General features: G+C 56.8%; 12 protein-coding genes, 1 tRNA gene and 2 pseudogenes. 2 read left to right on the top strand and 13 right to left on the bottom strand.

What is annotated here, in order from left to right; genetic code table 11:
• Positions 1-4 precede the first annotated feature (4 nt).
• The 3 genes from rplT to pyrF all read right to left on the bottom strand — a co-directional run bounded on the left by rplT (position 5) and on the right by pyrF (position 1,707).
• Positions 5-361 (bottom strand): 50S ribosomal protein L20, encoded by a 357-nt coding sequence (gene rplT / locus TBK1r_RS10710; RefSeq protein WP_145209939.1) that lies wholly within the window; start codon positions 359-361, stop codon positions 5-7.
• 92 nt (positions 362-453) lie between these two features.
• On the bottom strand, positions 454-660 hold the full coding sequence (gene rpmI / locus TBK1r_RS10715; RefSeq protein ID WP_095742399.1) for a 50S ribosomal protein L35: 207 nt from the start codon (positions 658-660) through the stop codon (positions 454-456).
• 147 nt (positions 661-807) lie between these two features.
• Positions 808-1,707 (bottom strand): orotidine-5'-phosphate decarboxylase, encoded by a 900-nt coding sequence (gene pyrF / locus TBK1r_RS10720; protein WP_145209942.1) that lies wholly within the window; start codon positions 1,705-1,707, stop codon positions 808-810.
• A 572-nt stretch (positions 1,708-2,279) separates the two neighbouring features.
• Between pyrF and TBK1r_RS10725 the strand changes: the two genes are divergently transcribed.
• Positions 2,280-2,354, top strand: a tRNA-Pro gene (locus TBK1r_RS10725).
• Positions 2,355-2,626: 272 nt separating this feature from the next.
• Here the strand turns inward: TBK1r_RS10725 and TBK1r_RS10730 are convergent.
• From TBK1r_RS10730 to TBK1r_RS10770, 10 genes and pseudogenes are all read right to left on the bottom strand, one after another.
• Positions 2,627-3,856: pseudogene (locus tag TBK1r_RS10730) on the bottom strand (tyrosine-type recombinase/integrase); the annotation flags it as partial.
• 119 nt (positions 3,857-3,975) lie between these two features.
• On the bottom strand, positions 3,976-4,317 hold the full coding sequence (locus tag TBK1r_RS38500) for a hypothetical protein (protein ID WP_419581632.1): 342 nt from the start codon (positions 4,315-4,317) through the stop codon (positions 3,976-3,978).
• A gap of 87 nt (positions 4,318-4,404) precedes the next feature.
• A pseudogene (locus tag TBK1r_RS38505) lies at positions 4,405-4,761 on the bottom strand (HIRAN domain-containing protein); the annotation flags it as partial.
• Between the two features lie 329 nt (positions 4,762-5,090).
• Positions 5,091-7,853 carry a primase-helicase zinc-binding domain-containing protein gene (locus TBK1r_RS10740; protein ID WP_145209948.1) on the bottom strand — a complete coding sequence of 921 codons (2,763 nt, stop codon included), beginning with the start codon at positions 7,851-7,853 and terminating at the stop codon, positions 5,091-5,093.
• Positions 7,846-8,130, bottom strand: coding sequence for a hypothetical protein (locus TBK1r_RS10745; protein WP_145209951.1), 285 nt, complete (start codon positions 8,128-8,130; stop codon positions 7,846-7,848). The genes TBK1r_RS10740 and TBK1r_RS10745 overlap by 8 nt, the downstream gene beginning before the upstream one ends.
• On the bottom strand, positions 8,127-8,378 hold the full coding sequence (locus tag TBK1r_RS10750) for a helix-turn-helix transcriptional regulator (RefSeq protein WP_145209954.1): 252 nt from the start codon (positions 8,376-8,378) through the stop codon (positions 8,127-8,129). The genes TBK1r_RS10745 and TBK1r_RS10750 overlap by 4 nt, the downstream gene beginning before the upstream one ends.
• Before the next feature lie 180 nt (positions 8,379-8,558).
• Positions 8,559-9,461 carry a hypothetical protein gene (locus TBK1r_RS10755; protein ID WP_145209957.1) on the bottom strand — a complete coding sequence of 301 codons (903 nt, stop codon included), beginning with the start codon at positions 9,459-9,461 and terminating at the stop codon, positions 8,559-8,561.
• Positions 9,462-9,809: 348 nt separating this feature from the next.
• A complete protein-coding gene (locus tag TBK1r_RS10760) occupies positions 9,810-10,202 on the bottom strand; it encodes a hypothetical protein (protein WP_145209960.1) in 393 nt (130 codons plus the stop codon).
• Positions 10,203-10,346: 144 nt separating this feature from the next.
• Positions 10,347-11,027: a hypothetical protein gene (locus tag TBK1r_RS10765; protein ID WP_145209964.1), complete on the bottom strand. Its 681-nt coding sequence runs from the start codon at positions 11,025-11,027 to the stop codon at positions 10,347-10,349.
• A gap of 612 nt (positions 11,028-11,639) precedes the next feature.
• Positions 11,640-13,139 carry a glycoside hydrolase family protein gene (locus tag TBK1r_RS10770; RefSeq protein ID WP_145209967.1) on the bottom strand — a complete coding sequence of 500 codons (1,500 nt, stop codon included), beginning with the start codon at positions 13,137-13,139 and terminating at the stop codon, positions 11,640-11,642.
• A 739-nt stretch (positions 13,140-13,878) separates the two neighbouring features.
• Between TBK1r_RS10770 and TBK1r_RS10775 the strand changes: the two genes are divergently transcribed.
• Positions 13,879-15,327, top strand: coding sequence for an IS4 family transposase (locus tag TBK1r_RS10775; RefSeq protein ID WP_145209970.1), 1,449 nt, complete (start codon positions 13,879-13,881; stop codon positions 15,325-15,327).
• Positions 15,328-16,023: the final 696 nt, after the last annotated feature.

Raw genomic sequence — 16,023 nt, forward strand, 5'->3', positions numbered from 1 at the left:
GAGCCTACGCTGCCAACGCTTCTTTGACCTTGTCGACGACGGCCTTGAAACCGGCTTCGTCGTGAATGGCCATTTCCGACAACGTCTTGCGATCCAACTCAATCCCGGCTTTCTTCAGCCCGTGGATGAACTCGCTGTAACGCAGCCCGTGCAGGCGGGTCGCGGCGTTGAGACGGGTGATCCAGAGTCGGCGGAAATCGCGTTTTCGCACGCGGCGATCGCGGAAAGCGTACGCGCCACTGCGGAGCAACGTTTCTTTGACCGAGCGGGTCAACGTTCCGCGTCCACCGACATAGCCTTTGGCGCGTTTGAAGAGACGTTTTTTCGATTGCCGACGGGCGGCACCTTTGGTCGCACGCATGGGTGCATTCCTTTCAGATTGTTTTGAATCAGGCCCCGACGTCAAAAAGTTGCGTCGATGTTTCGCCTATCCAAATGGGTGAAATTCGGTCGTTAGTTGCTGTAGCCGTTGAGCGAAGCCTGGATGGATTTTTCCATGCAGGTGTCCACCGCGGTGGTCCCGCGAAGGTTTCGTCGACGTTTCTTGGTCAAGCCGTTTGCCAAGTGGCTGGTACCACTTTGGCGGTGCATCGCCTTGCCCGTCGCGGACAAGCGAAAGCGTTTTTTGATACCCTTATGGGTCTTCATCTTGTTGCCCATGATTCCATCATTTGCTGGGGGTCATTTTGTTTTCACGCCACTGTTGCTCACGCTGTCAGTCGACGAAGAACCGCGAAAGGTAGCAACTGAGGCTCGGGTTCGGAAGAGGGTTCGAACCGCGAAAACACCAAAATCACCTGGATTTGGCTACTTCACCAGATCCAATTGGGCGTTCATCTGCTCCGTCGCCGCCGCGACAGCGTCATGCCAGCGTGCATCCCCGAACTTATCGGCATATTCAGGCCGGGCATGAGCGAAAATGATGTGCCGCGAGCTGTTGACCACCGCGCCCATCCCCCCCTCGTGAAAGCCGACCTTCACGTCGTCGGCTGCTCCGCCCTGGGCGCCGAAGCCCGGGATCAGAATCCAGCTGTGGGGCAGCGCCGCCCGCATTTCCGCCAGTTCTTGCGGATACGTCGCTCCAACCACGGCCCCCAACGGCCCATATCCCTCCGCGTTTTGGCGGCTCGCGTTCAACTCCGTCAACAACTCGGCGACGCATTGAAACACGGTCTGACCATCCGTTTGGCGGTTCTGCAGCAGCCCGCCGCCGGGATTGGACGTTTTCACGAGCACGAAAATCCCGGCGTCCCGCTGATCACATACGTCGACGAACGGCTCAATGCTATCACGCCCCAGATAGGGGCTGACCGTCAGCGAATCGCTGCCCCAAGGGCTCTCGGCCCCCAGGTAGGCATCGGCATAAGCGGTCGCGGTGCTGCCGATGTCGTTGCGTTTGCCGTCCAGGATGACCAGCAGGTTTTTCGAGCGGGCGTACGCGACGACCTCGCCCAGGGAGATCATTCCGGCCGGACCGAGCTGCTCGAAAAACGCCGCTTGCGGTTTCACGCAGGGCACGCGATCGCCGACGACATCGATGATTTCGCAGCAAAACTGGGTGTAGGCCGCCGCCCATTCCTCGGGCCGGTCGTTGGCAACGGCATCGCGAAGCGGGGCGGGCAGGGAGGCTTTGCGGGGATCCAGTCCGACGCAGGTGACGCTGCGTGTCCGCCGAACCGCGTCGGCCAATCGAGTCGCAAAAGACATGGTGCTGGGGTACTCCGTGGAAAGTGCGGGGGTCGGCCAAGAGTGTGCCCCAAACTCGGCCGAAGCGAAACCACCGCTGGCAGCCGACGCCACCGCCCACCCCAAACGCACCGTGTGAAAGCGTCACCCTCCCGTGTGCGGGAGGGTCGAGCGCAGCGAGAGGAGGGTTTCCGCTCATCACAGCGTGATGCCCCGCCACACCGAACCCTCCATCACCCGGCCCTGCGGCAGCGGAACTCACCAACGGTAGGATGATCCAATCAGCCGTTTGGCGCGAGCCTACGGGCCTCGGTGCGTTCTTGTAGCGAGCAGTGCCTGAGCCCCGCACTCGCTGCAAATTCCCCCGCGTGCCCCGACTCCAACGACACACCGCCAACAGCTTCGATTTCCGCGGCGAATGGCGGAAATCGCCAAACCGCAGCAACGTCTGCGACGCCTCCAACTCCAGCAACTGTCTTGGACGAACCAGCTGCACCGCAGCCCCATGCGACCGCACGAGAAAAAGTGCTCGCGCAGCAGTTCTTTCCGGACTAGAAAACAAAAACAGTCTTCGTTACCCTATCGCACCGAAGCGGGATGTGGCTCAGCCTGGTTAGAGCGCTGCACTGGGGGTGCAGAGGTCGCAAGTTCGAATCTTGTCATCCCGACTACCGACAAACCCCGTCAAACCTAGCGTTTTGCGGGGTTTTGTCGTTTCTTGACCGTCGGCTATCGAACCTGTCGAGCGGTCAGCAATGGACCCCGGTTTACCCTGGTTTCCTGTCTTAGGTGCAACCAGTGGTGCAACCGTTCGCGGCGGGTCTTTCGCGATTGGAAGCGACGGCAAGCGTTCGACCGCCTCAGCCGTGTCCAGCAATCGAGCGTCCGTGTAGGTGTTCATCGTCAGGTTAATGTTGCTGTGACGCATTGCCGCTTGGGCGACCCTGGGGGCAACCCCGGCTTTCGATAGGTGGGTCCCAAACGAATGACGCAATGCGTGAACGTGGACCACAAACCCGTCCGAATCTTTTTTGTCGATGCCGGCCGCTTTCAAATCGCGGTCCAGAATCCGCAGAATGCCTTTCGGGACCGCGAACACCCGGTCGCCCGGTTCGCGTCCCTTAATCCATTCTCGCAAATCAGCGGCCAAGTCCGACCGCAGGGGCACCGTCGAGCCTTTGCGGCTTTTCTCGTTGCTGTGACGCAAGGAGACGAACGGAACATCGCCGAACGAAAGGTCGCGACATTCCAGCGTCCGCAATTCGTTCGCCCGCAGACCGGTCAGGACCAGCGTTTTGTAAATCAGTGCCCTTTCACGCCCGAGTCGTTGCAATTTCGGGATTCGGTGTTCCGAGACTTTCGCGACCGGCAACCCTTTGTCGGGACCAGTGCGAATCGTCATTGCCTCGGTCAATGGTCGTTTGCGTGTCGCGTCCAACAACCGCGTCAATTCCGCCTCGGTCAGTGCCCGAGCCTGTCGCTTGCGGTCGGCTTGTTCGTCCTTCGTCCCGAATCCGTCGAACGGGTTTGACGCAAGCCGCTTTTCACCGGTCATCATCGGCCGGTTGCCGTCAAGCCGTTTGCCGCAAAGCCACCAGCCAAACGCGGTCCACAACTTCGAGTGCCAATTGTAGGTTGCCGCCGACATCGACTTGTCCGCGTTCAGGTGCTTTCGAAGTTTGGCCGCGTCCAAGTCCCGCAACATTTTGAAACGGCAACCCGCCGCGTCGGCGTTCAGGTAGGTTTCGCTTGTCTTGACGCGTTCGGCGTTTAGCTTGCGTTCCTTCAACGATTCGATGTAGTCCGTAATGTGGACAGACAGCGGGACCGCTTGCCAATCCGCAATTTCAACATCCGTCGGCGATAGGATCCCCGCCGCGACTTTATCGGCTTGCGTCGTCAGGTCTTTCAGTACAGCCGCCGCCGCCTGTTTGTCACGGCATCCTGTCGAGACTTCCCGCACCACGCCTTCACCGTCGCGATACTTTGCCGTCCACGTCGCCGCCTCGGTCTTGATCCGCAACGAACCGTCGCGACCCTCGGTCACTTCGGCCGTTCGTTTCTTGCCCGAGCGGTCTTTCCACTGGGCGACCCGCACGCCCTTGCGGGTCACAATCTTTGCGTCCGCCGGCATCGACCGGGTGACGACTTTACGAATCAAAGTTCCCATCGTGTTTCACCTTTTCACGTTCACCAATTGAATTGAAAGAGCGACGGCAACCGGTGGTGATGCCGGGTTTCGGGAGCTACCCTAGCCGCCGCATTCCGCATCATACCAGAGGTTGAAGATCAATCATCGCCCTGATTGCTCGCACTGATTCGAAAACTGCCACCTTCGATTGCCAGCAGACTTCCGGTTAGTGGTTCGTTCAACGCAATACGCCTTCGAATTGTTGGCGCCAAATCGGTCGGCACGTATCCGAGCAGGGAATCGCCATCAACACCGCCCTGCACATAGACATGAATCAGCCAGGGCTGTGATGGTCTTGCCCAAAAGTTGACTGAGGTCCCGACGTTCCGGAATTCGCTTGGCAAAGTACGATTCGGATCCATGACATAGAATTCGAATGGCCAACGCTTAACATAAAAGGGATCTTGAAACAGTAACTGATTTCCAACGTCGACAAACAAGGCACAGCCTCTCGCATCAAATTCAATGAGACATGGGCAATGAATGTCTATCCCGTCGTGCCCCCGCAGTCTCGCTACCTCGGTTATGTGTGCAGCGGTTTTCCGTTTCAAATAACCAATGTGCAGCCCGTGTATCTCGACTCGAATTGCGTTCCTGTCGTGGGCGTTGTGGGGTTCAGATACAAGTCTCGCAGTTTTTTTTGGTGAGTGTTCACGATCTTCACGCCGTTTCCCAACCACTCGACTCGTAATCCGAATGCCGCCTACGTCCGCTACCGTCGATGGGATCGTCCGAACAATTCGCGTTAGGTTGTCTCCGCGATATTCAACTCCCACGACTTCGATATCGAACGCTGTAAAACCCTGTTCGTTCCGATCCCATGGGTTCAGAAACGCACTGCTATCGGCGGGAACGGAAAACAATCTCAATAGTGCCTTGAACATTCTTTGCAACGATTACAGAAGTGTCTTGTCAGAAAACCGGCTGAATCAATTCACTTGGCGATACCCAACAAATCTACCGCAAACACGGCACGTTGAACGAATCCAGCCGGGCCGATTTGATGCGGGCTTGTCGATGTAGTTCGCTGGGTTGTTGTGCGGCCGGCAGTTCGGCCGTAGATATCCAGTCAATGCGGGCTTGTGGTCCCGAGCAAACGCGACCGCTTCGGCCGGCACGTCGCCGGTTTGTACGGTCAATCGGATCCGATCCGGCGGCACGCCGACCACTGAAACGCCCATTGCGGATAATTTCGCGACTATCGCGGCGGCGTTCATAATTCCACCGCCGATCCGGTCGCGGGAATGTCGCCCAAGCCGTCCCCGAAAAGGGCACCGGGTGGGTTTGGTTGGTTAGGTGGGTTTGTTTCCGGTCGCCCTGAATCGTGTTCGGTGTGTCGATCCGGTTTCCCACCATCCCCGGCGGTCGGTTTGTTCGGTGAACACTTCGCGTCCGAATCTTCGCGGGGTGGATTTGACCCTCCAAACCCACCAAACCCACCATCGGCACGCCGAACCCGCCATCGAGCAACCCCGCCACGGGCCGAATCGGCTTCAATAAACCGCCCCTGCCACACTCGCCCCGCGAATCCGCGAACACGCCGGCCAAACTTGCGACCGTTGAACCGTTCGCCGCAAATCTCGAATACCGCTTCGGCCAACGCTTCGTGGTCCGCGTCGTCGGCCTGGGTGCCAAACGTCTTTCGTTCGATTTCTTTCGTCGTCAAACCCACGCCCGAAAAATCGGCCGTTTCGATTCCTACAATCAGCTTACCGAGCAATGCGGCGGTGTCATCGCCCGCAAGAGCCGTAGCCCGCGTCGGTAGCGGATCAGCACCGCCAGCCCAAACAATCGAGCCACGGACCACCGCCGACCAGCGTTCAAACGATCCCCAATCCCCGCCGGCTTGCGACGGGCAGCCCGCAACGAAGTAGGCCCGCAGGATGGTCAAAGCCGCGACCGCCAATCGCGGCCGTTCCGTTTCGATCCACGAAAGCAAATCAGGATGCCGAAAGCCGCTTCGATCTTCCGGCGTTTCGAGTGGCGATTGCAACCGGATCGGAAGAACACGCCGGCCCACGTCCGAGCCGAAAGCCATGTTGTTTCCCGTCGCCGACCAAACCGTCCGCATCGGAAGGTCGCCCGTCATTCGAGATTGACCAAGCACCCTATCGGACCAAGTTGACGAAGTGATCGCAGCATCAAGAGCCGCCCCGCCTAGTTGTATGTCCAAGTTGTCGAATAGAACGCTTGGCATTGCTGCCAACGCAACCGCCGTGATGACTTTCCGCATTTCATCGTCATTACGGGTGAACGCCTTTCGGCCGGCACGATGCCCGTATGCGATCAACGTTGCCGCATCGACCAAAAGCGACTTGCCGGCCCCGCGAATGTTCGCCGTCACCGCGAACAACGGAACATAGCCGTCAATGCAAGATCGGCCAATCATCGAAAGGACCATTGCCAGCCATGCCGAGCGGTCGGCATCTTCAAAGATGGGGAAGTCTGCCAACACTTCCAGCAAATCCGCGATCGCCTTTGCCGCGTCATCCTTCGTCGGATTGTCCGGCACGTTCGGGAATGCGACCGATGGGCGAAAGATCAAACCCGTTTGCAGATCGTATCCCGGCGATTGCACAATCGAACCATCGACGCGAATCGTTGGGGATTGCACAACGCCCGCCAAAGGACGCACTGCACCGCCGTATGTTCCACGCCTGAAAACCGCATCAATCAACCAACCCGGCGGACGAACGGGAACGATGTCGATGTCATCTTCGGATTCCTTTTCAACCATCAACGAACACGCTTGCGTGATACGTTCGCGAATCAAGCACGGCGGCAAATCCCGAACGGTTAAACGCCCGTCCGCGTCGATGTCGTCGCTTTCCACGGCATGAACCAGCACGCCACCGCGAACGAACACCCGCACCCGGTCGCGGCGGTCTGCCTTGATCCACGGGCTATCCCAACCGAGCCGACCAAGCCAACGGACCACTTCGTCAGTCACAGCGGCTTCGTTCATCGTCACAATGACCTCGGGCCGTTCATCGGCTTCGTTGTCGTCCGGCTTTGGTTCCCACGTTGCCGCTTCGCGGATTGCATCGTGAACTAGCGTCTCGCCGTCCGGCTTCCGCAACACGTCGCGAACATCGTCGCCGTGTTTGTCCTTCACGATGCCGGGCAATCGAGCGACCGCGACCGTTGCCGCAATACCCGAGAGACCGCCGGCGGTATAGTCTGCACCGCGAACGCCCGCCAAATCCAAATCAGGAACAACCACAACATCAACGCCCGTAAACAGCCGAGCATACTTCGTCGCAAGTTTGTTCGTCGGCATTCCGGCGGCATTGTACCCGAGTCCAACCAACACGGCGGCATCCTTCACGCCTTCAACCAAAAGCCACGTTTCACCGTCGGCGGGCAAACGACCGGGAAAGAATATGCCGGCGTTGCCCTTGCCGTGTTTGCATTTCCCTTTGCCACCGGGCCATAGGTCGAAATAGGAATGAACCGAGCCGGCTTCGTTGTAAACATCGACCCGAGCCACGGGGTAGCGTTCACGTCCCCGTGTCGCTTCCTTCACGCCGAACAATTTGAACGCATCAATCGGCATTCGCTTGTCGCGGCAAACCGCCGTTATGATGTCCACGGTTTCGGCGGGCTTTGCGTTCCCATCCGCATCGCAAACCAACCCGAGCCGGTCGGCAAGCCATCGCACCGCTTCGCCATTGCCGGAATCCATCAACCAAGCCACGCTTGCGATACCGTCGCCGGGTTTGATCCGTGACGACTTGTTGAAGCAATGCCGGCAGAACACCGCCCCGGTATCGTTCACGTCGCTTGCGGCGTTGTAGCGATCTTCACCGCCACACTTCGGGCAAGGTCGCCCGCGACCGTTCAAACAATCAGCCGACATCCCGGCTGATTGAAGCAAATCGGACCACCGCCCACGGGCAGCGGCTTTCACGTCGCGGACCAATTCACGTCCGCTATACTCGGCTTGACGCTTTCGGGGTTGTTGGTGTTCAGGCATCGGCAGCCCCTTTTTTCTTGGCGGTTGCCAACACCCAAAGCCGCTTCACTCCGCAATGATGCCGAGCGTTCACGCTTTCGCGAAAGCCAGCCGGCACGATTTCACCGTCGCGGTGCATCGCGGCGGGAATCCACCCAAAGCCGCGACGGTCAAACCCGTCCGGCGTTTCAATCGGCCGGATCGCATCTTCAAACGCGACCGGTTTCCCCTTGCGAAGCATTCCTCGAAAGATTGCGAACGCCTGGGCATACCATCGTTGCTCTTCGTCGGCGCTCATCGTCGGCCCCCTTTCGCGACGTTGCGAACATTGGGGCAGCCATCAGCGATCCATTGTTCGATGACCGAACGCGGCCAACGGACCAGCGAGCCAAGTTTGATCGGCCTGGGCATCCGGCCGGCATCGGCGAGCCGGCGAACGTGTCGCGACGAACAACCGAGATAGTCTTTCGCGATGTCGTCAACTGACAACATTGCCCGCCCGCGACCGCCAGCGATCGCATCGGCGTTTGCGGTTTGTTGTGGCATTGTCTGTCCCTGTGGTCAGGTGTCAGGCAAACACCGTCACGCCTTGTGACTGTCAGCGTTCGCCATACCTAGACCACAAAACGGACCACCGGACCGCAGACCAGGATCGCGGAAACACCGTCTTTTGCGGAGCGAAGAAAAAACAAGAAACTTTCGAGGCAGTCCGATTTGGTCCGATTCCTACAAATCGGACCACCGAACAACCGAACCGCCGGCAGCCTTTGGACCGCTTTTCTTCAACCGGATACCGCAGTCATTCAAATACCGGCGGAACGTGTCGGCGTTCGGCGGCAGCATTTGCGCAGCTTCGCCATCGTTCAAAATTGCATCGAACAATTCGGGGGCGGTCATCGTGTTGGCATCGGGTATCCGTTTCATCGCGTAATGATAGGCGGATCTCGCTTTGAGACGAGATGGTTGATTCGCCCGCGTTGACCTCGGCAAATCATCGTCACTTGTGGGTGTCGAAACTTCGGTAGTCTGTTCGGCTTTGCGGTCGGCTAGTTCGAGCGATCCGTCATCGACACCTGTTTCATTGCTGGCCTCGATGATCCCATCACGTTGCGCGAATGCCGCTGTGTAAAATTGATCCGTCAGCCGCTTGATTGCCGCGTAGGTTTCTTGCTTCGCTACGTCGGCCAAGTGTTGCAACTCATCCACTGGCGCAGAAAGCAGCCAATCCGGTGTGCGGTTTTGCCACTTCGCCACCAGGGCTCGCGCTAACTCATCTTCATCGACAGGCAAAGGTTCACCTGCTTCGGCGTCGATTCCCGCCAGCACGGCCAATTGTTGCAGTAATGCGGAAGCACCCAAGCAGGCCGAATCTCGCTCTCCTTCCGCCGCCGGAATCGGCACATACACAGGATTCGTTCGCCCCAACCAGTGTTCTGCACGGTCCAAGCATTCATCCAGGTTCTTGCGTTGCACGACAGTGAGCTTGGCCAGGAACGCAGCAACAGATACCATGTCGCCACCTCGGGCCATCTTCGGAAGTACAGCCGTCGCCATGTAAGCCCGCTGGGCCGCGTGCCCCAAATCATTCAGCGCAGTTATTTGCTCATCCAGATGTGCACGCGGTTCCATTGCCATGTCTCACTTGCCTTTCGTATGGGCCGATCGTTGCCGGCCGTGGTAGGCAAGTGAAAACCAACTCGCCCGCATGAATCGTCTGCCGGGGATCAAACGGCTACCCGATCTTCTGTCCATAAAAACTCGCGTTTTCCATCGCCAAGTATCTGTGTGCTACGGATAGCAGCCGTCGCACTTCGGGCGACTAGATTTCGCCTTCCAACTCGCCTACGATCGCTCGCCGCAGCAATTCCAAATCGGAAGCCGTGATAGGGAGAAATCCGCCCCCAAGGGCTCTAAGGCTCTTGGCGGAAGCCTTGGTCTTTCGCAGTTCTCGGTTCCACTAGCGTCTGCTGGTAGTGGTCATTCTATCGCAGTTTGTTCCGCTCGGACCTCTTTTCCAGCAGCATCAGGCAGTCCTCTCCCATTGTCTGGCAAGTAGATGGCAACTTGGCTGGATAAAGTGTCAGGGGGTTCCTTGGCTCGCGAGTCATAGCCGCGATTCCTCCCTTGCGTGGAAAGGAAGAATTTAATCGCCCACGAGTCACCGGCGTTTACAGCCCCGATCAGCTGACTTTCCGCAGCATCAAGGCTTGATTGACGCTCATCTTCGATAGCATCAGCGACAACCTTGGACCGATCACGCCAACGACCGATTGTCGTTCGGTCACAGCCAAGGTTGGCGGCAATTGACCGCAAGATACCGCCGGTACCTTTGATCGCTGCCAAGACTTCGGATTCATCGAAGTGTCTCATTGGAATACCACTCGGGCGTGCAATTCGTGCAATTCCAAATCGCCTGCTGAGTAGCGAGGCCCCAGAAATCGCTAAACTCTCTTCTTCTTACCAACACGGAAATCTCTCATGTTCAGAACAATCGGTGGTAATATTGCCTCATCGCTAATCGGCTTTGATCCCAAAAAAATCGGCCATTTCTGGATCTATTCTTGGAGCTGGATTTGATACTGCTTTCGCAGTCATGGCTTCATCCACTTCAAATGATCGATTGATCGTTTCGCCTCCCGTTATTGAAACGCGAACAACATGATTGGGGCGTAGCCCACGGTAGCTTACATCGAACACTTCGAGCCAGCGGCAACAGGCTTTCACAGTTCTTGTCTCACCCGGTTCGATTCCGCCTGAAATATCGGCGTATACGATTGACGATTTGTGCGGGACTTCGCGACCAGGCTGGATTTGCTCAATCACGAAAAAACACTCTTTAATTGTTTCTCGTGAACGGTTCGACACATTTACCGTTACACAAATGAAGTCATGGTCGTATGTGTGAGCCTTATGCCAGGTGGCATTACTCATCGCAACTTGGATCGATGAACGTTGTGAGGCATACATCATGCCTAGAAAGACTACCGCCAATAGGGCCACCCCCGTCGATCGCAAGTTCCATTGCATCTGACGAGGTCGCTGTCTGCGAACGACATTTCGCCGACCACTGACGTCAATCACTGGCGTCAAGCGATTATCCATGACGGTCTGCGATTCGGAGATAACCGATGGGGGCTCAACTTCACCGCCGTCCCACTCTACGGGCGGCGGAACAATATTACGTTTTTCAGACATTGGAACGGCTCAACCGTCATCTCGTGTTCACATACTATCCCACGGAAATCGATTGTACGTAACGCGACATCCGTTCGAATACCTGTCTGAACACTTCGTCTGACAATGCCTCTTGCATGATATCAGCGACCAATTTGGACGCATTCCGTTTCTCGGAAATCACTATTTGGTGCAACGTGTGGTGCAACCGTTCGGCATCGTCGTGATTCGCCCCGCAATTTAGCGGATTTTTTCCGGTCGCTCGTTCACTGGGGGTGCAGAGGTCGCAAGTTCGAATCTTGTCATCCCGACTACCGACAAACCCCGTGAAACCTTGTGTTTTGCGGGGTTTTGTCGTTTCTTGACCGTCGGCTCTCGATCCTGTCGAGTGGTCAGCCGTTGGTACTTAGGCTTTCGGCGGCTCACTGAGCCAGCGCCCGCTGATGACAGAAAAACGGGCCGGGACTGTGGCAGGAACGGGCGACAGGAAAATGGGTGACAAGAAAATGTTACCCTCCGGTGATCCTCTCGCGTGCCCCGCATCACCTTCCCAAGGTGATTGAGAGAACTCGAATACTGCGTTCGAAACAGAATGGTACCAACGGCATAATCTGTTGACGGCCATTCACGCAGCTATTGCTGTCGCTGAAACTGAATCGAATACAGATCGCATTCCTGCAACTCGAAGTACAGTCGAACCGGCCGACTTGCGAGTGACTCGAGATCCGGATCCCCTTTCCATCTCACTGGACGATCAATTTCGTCGCCGTAGATCGGCAAGCAGTCATCGAGACGAAAGTTTGGTACCGGACTGCCGTCGACGGTTTGGATCTCAACTCGCACCTGGCCGCCTGCACTCGTGCTGAGATTGAGGTGCAGGCTGTCGCCGGAAAATCGGACCGGACGAGTCAAGAGACTGCCCGGCTGGGCTCCCGCATGAACTGACGCGAATCCATCGGTCCGCAGAACGTAGCGATCGCCACTGCGATGATAGATCGACATCGCCGTCGGCGAAGTCGGCACGACATTCAGCGCGACATAATTGGCACGGTTCAACCATGCGGTTGGATCAAGTCCCGGTCGAATGAATGCTTCCCCAAACATGCGATCGTAGCGGGTGGTGCCGGCTCGTGAAGTCATCAGCAGCACATCGGTCGCGTTGTTGTGATCCTTCGACGCGGCGGAGTCCCCTCTGCCAGGAACGTAACGTGTCGGCATCGCGACATAGATGTGAGGCGCGCGAAAGTAGGGATGCGTCTGATTGGTGTAGAGATGCTCGCCGGGGCGATTCGGGTTCATCTCGACGGGTGCGGTCCACGTCTTGAAGTCTGCCGATGTCGTGCGACTGATGCTGCGAAGCCCCTCGTCGGCAGTCCATGTCCGGAAGTAACAGACATATTGCTGCTCCGCTTCGGACCAGAACGAAACGTTTTGGGAATCGAAAGCGTGACGCCACTCATCGCGATACGGAATGACCTCGCCCTGCTTCGACCAGTGGATGCCGTCGCTTGAATAAAATGCGAACAGTCCGATCCCCGGCTTGGACTTGCCGCGTTTGTTGCCGGGTCCGGGATGACCGGCGAGGGCTTTGTAACGCTCGCTGCCGGGACAGTTGGGACGTGTGTCGAGAAAAGGACTGAAGTTGTGCAGCAGCGAAGGCATCTTGGCCAGGATCACATTGTTCTCACGAGTCCCGTTGACTTCATGAAGACCGGGCTTCGGAAACGCCCACTCGTGGCCGTCGCGGCTCTCGCCGTAGCAAACCAGCTCTCCACCGTCGCCTGATTCCCTTTCACCTTGGAACGCCGGATCGTATCCGCGCCAGTAGGCTCGAAAAAGAACGCCATGTTCGTCGCTGTCCCTAATGACCGTGGCGTAGGCTCCCTTTGGCAGCGGTGATTGGGGCCTCGGGGCTTTCACGGGACGCTGCAGTCTCAAGTCCACGCTGTCTGTGCGATCGATCAGCAAATCGTCCACGAACAGTTCTCTTCGCGAGCCGATGTCGATCGGCTCGTCCGCCACAGACAACGCGGCACCGCTCGACACCACAATCGTCACCGACACAATCAGCCGGTAAAGTAGCAATCGTACTGGATACTCAAGAAAAGAATGGTTCAGTTGTTCGCTGCGCATTTTTCGAGTCTTTCGAATGACAGAAACAAAAAGATTGTGGACCGCAAGGTTGCTTTCCTAACTGCTTGTTGAACGTTTACTACGCCATCGCCCAACCGCGGCGATCACCGAGCTAGCGGAACGAACATCGACCGAATCGGTTTCGTTTCTATTCTGCCCAAGTGAATCGAGACCGCCCGTTCCGCCACGCGGTTTGCTAGATGATACCAAAACACGCGCAATCGCAGGCAGCCCGTGAGCCACAATTGCCGAGGGCCAAAAGGGCGCAGGTCGACTCTAGCCCAATCCCGATCAACGAGCGTGATTCACCCAAGAGTGGAACCCGAACGCCCGCGCCAATGCCACCGACTTTGGCACCAAGCGGGTTGTCCTTTGGTCGCGACAGGGCGCAAGCCGAGCCACTGATATACGATTGACGTCCGCCGGGAACGCGGCAGCGAACGAAGGATCCCGGAGGGATGCCAGCGAGTAGCCGGAGGTCAGCGCAGCGCTTAGGTTTGACCACATCTTTTTGTTTGCCGGCGGATGTGTCGAGTTGGCGCGGCTGTGAAACCAATTGTTGATCTTTGTAAATGAGTCAAGCTTGGTAAGGTTGATCTGGTAATTTGGCGATGCCTGGAGTTTTTTCCCTGTGGGAACCGTGGCGTGGAACACACGCTGCGATTGATTCGCGACGGCGGGTTGAGATGGTTGCTGGTGACGGAATGGCTACCAGCACTCGTATCACGGAAGGCCCCCCATGGTTTTGCCCCTGCAGACATTTGGACAAGTCAACTTTGCCAACGCTCAACTCGGCGACAAACGTAGAACAAATCGTCTCGTACAACTCGCTGACTCGATGGCTCGACGACCAAGTGGAACATTGCCACAGAAATTCAATAGCCCCAAAGACCTCAGGGCTTTCTACCGGTTGATGGACCGTGACCAGGTGACGCATGAGGCAATTCTCGCATCTCATCGTGAGGCAACCTGTCTCAAGATCAAGCAAATCAGAGGCCCAGTCCTGATTCTTCATGATGCCACCGAGCTGGATTTTACCAATCACAAGTCACTTTCCGATGACATGGGCCAAATTGGCAACGGCAATCGCCGTGGGTACATCGCGCAAAACAGCTTGGCCGTGAACCCGAAAACACGGCAAGTAATTGGATTGTGCAATCAGGTTTTGCACCATCGGGAGGATGCTCCCAAAGACGAACTGACCGCTCAGAAACGCAAGCGTGAATCACGAGAGAGTCGATTGTGGTTGCGCGGTGCCGATCCACTGGCTAACAGCGAGAAACTCGTTGATGTTTGTGATCGAGGAGCTGACACGTTCGAGTTCCTCGAACATGAATTGGCCAGCGGCCGTAGGTTCGTCATTCGTGCCTCTCATAATCGGGCGATCATTCCTGGACATGGCGATCAAGGCAGTAGCGATCAAGCCTGTTACCTTCGCAACTATGCTGCCAGCCTTCCGCCAGCAGGACACTGGACGTTATCGGTAACGAGCAAAGTCGACAAGAAAGTACGGGTTCGCAAAGGCAAAAAGAAATCAGCCAATCGACGGGCTCGTGAGGCGAAGATGGCTGTCTCATTTGCCCCGGTTCAAATCAAACCACCCGCGAAGAAACTAGGAGAACACGGCAACGATCCGCTTGCCGTCTGGGTTGTTCGAGTCTGGGAAGAAGATCCGCCCGCCGGAGAAGAGCGTCTGGAATGGTTTTTGATTACAAACCAACCCGTACTTGATTTTGAAGATGCCTATCAGGTTGTCGGTTGGTACGAATGTCGCTGGATCATTGAAGAGTATCACAAAGGGATGAAAACAGGATGTAGCATTGAGAGCCCGCAATTCACTAGCGAAGAACGTTTGCAGCCAGCGATCGCTTTGATTTCAGTGGTGGCGTTGACTCTGCTGCAAATGCGTGATGCCAGTCGTCGTTGGGACGCAAAGAAACGCAAAGCGACCGAAGTTATCTGCAGCGACTACGTGAGTGTGCTGAGCGCTTGGCGACATGGCCAAATCAAACCCGACTGGTCAATTCACGATTTCTTCTATGCACTGGCGAGACTCGGCGGTCATCAGAACCGCAAGTCCGATCACCCACCGGGATGGCAAACGATTTGGCGAGGCTGGAACGACCTCCAAGCGATGCTCTGCGGCGTTGACGCAATGAAGATTGTAAAAAGATGTGGTCAAACCTAAGGCGCAGCGCCACCTCCGGGAAGCACGTCCCACAATCCCCTCGACCCTGGACGGGGTCGCAGCGAATCCATCCGCCGGCGGTGCCGACCACCGCCTTGCGGAAAGACTTGAACGGGTGGCACCGAAACGGAGTATTCTGACCGGGACTTCCGGCTGAATGATCGCCGCAGAAAGATGATTCATGACATGCTTGCACCACGCCGCATTCTCGGCACGAAGATGAATCAACCGAGCTTTACGAAAGAGCCAAACGAAAAGAGGCTCTCGCCGCAGACAGAGGGCGAGAGCCTCGAAGATCTTCGAGCACACCGCGATGTCCACAACCACAAATCACTCTGGTTTGTTCATACCATGCCTTTTCAGGCAGAACTCGCATCACCGCCGCTTCGGGAAGTCGAGCGGGATACAGAGTCACAAGAATGCAGAACGAAGCCGGAGTCGAAATGTTGCCTGGACACCACATGCCTCCTCACGAAATCGGAGGCAGGCGCACTCACAAATATGAATGGATGTTCTGCATTAGCTACCTCATCAGTCGAGGAAGAATCACAGGAAACGAGTACTCTGATGTTCAATTTACGCTGGAGCCCCGCACAGGTCAATTAAATTTTTAGAAACCGCTTTCTGGGTGACGACGAGCATTTGCACATTTGCTGTCACCGGCCATGTTGTCGACACGGTTTCAGGGTGCACTGC

The sequence above is a fragment of the Stieleria magnilauensis genome, assembly GCA_007753675.1.
GTDB classification, from domain to species: Bacteria; Planctomycetota; Planctomycetia; order Pirellulales; family Pirellulaceae; genus Stieleria; species Stieleria magnilauensis.

Excerpts from the sequence above, each read along its gene's own strand:
- TBK1r_RS10770 (WP_145209967.1), bottom strand. The coding sequence starts at position 13,139 with ATGCGCAGCGAACAACTGAACCATTCTTTTCTTGAGTATCCAGTACGA.
- TBK1r_RS10755 (WP_145209957.1), bottom strand. The coding sequence starts at position 9,461 with ATGGAACCGCGTGCACATCTGGATGAGCAAATAACTGCGCTGAATGAT.
- rplT (WP_145209939.1), bottom strand. The coding sequence starts at position 361 with ATGCGTGCGACCAAAGGTGCCGCCCGTCGGCAATCGAAAAAACGTCTC.
- TBK1r_RS10775 (WP_145209970.1), top strand. The coding sequence starts at position 13,879 with ATGGTTTTGCCCCTGCAGACATTTGGACAAGTCAACTTTGCCAACGCT.
- TBK1r_RS10750 (WP_145209954.1), bottom strand. The coding sequence starts at position 8,378 with ATGCCACAACAAACCGCAAACGCCGATGCGATCGCTGGCGGTCGCGGG.
- rpmI (WP_095742399.1), bottom strand. The coding sequence starts at position 660 with ATGGGCAACAAGATGAAGACCCATAAGGGTATCAAAAAACGCTTTCGC.
- TBK1r_RS10760 (WP_145209960.1), bottom strand. The coding sequence starts at position 10,202 with ATGAGACACTTCGATGAATCCGAAGTCTTGGCAGCGATCAAAGGTACC.
- TBK1r_RS10740 (WP_145209948.1), bottom strand. The coding sequence starts at position 7,853 with ATGCCTGAACACCAACAACCCCGAAAGCGTCAAGCCGAGTATAGCGGA.
- pyrF (WP_145209942.1), bottom strand. The coding sequence starts at position 1,707 with ATGTCTTTTGCGACTCGATTGGCCGACGCGGTTCGGCGGACACGCAGC.
- TBK1r_RS10745 (WP_145209951.1), bottom strand. The coding sequence starts at position 8,130 with ATGAGCGCCGACGAAGAGCAACGATGGTATGCCCAGGCGTTCGCAATC.
- TBK1r_RS10765 (WP_145209964.1), bottom strand. The coding sequence starts at position 11,027 with ATGTCTGAAAAACGTAATATTGTTCCGCCGCCCGTAGAGTGGGACGGC.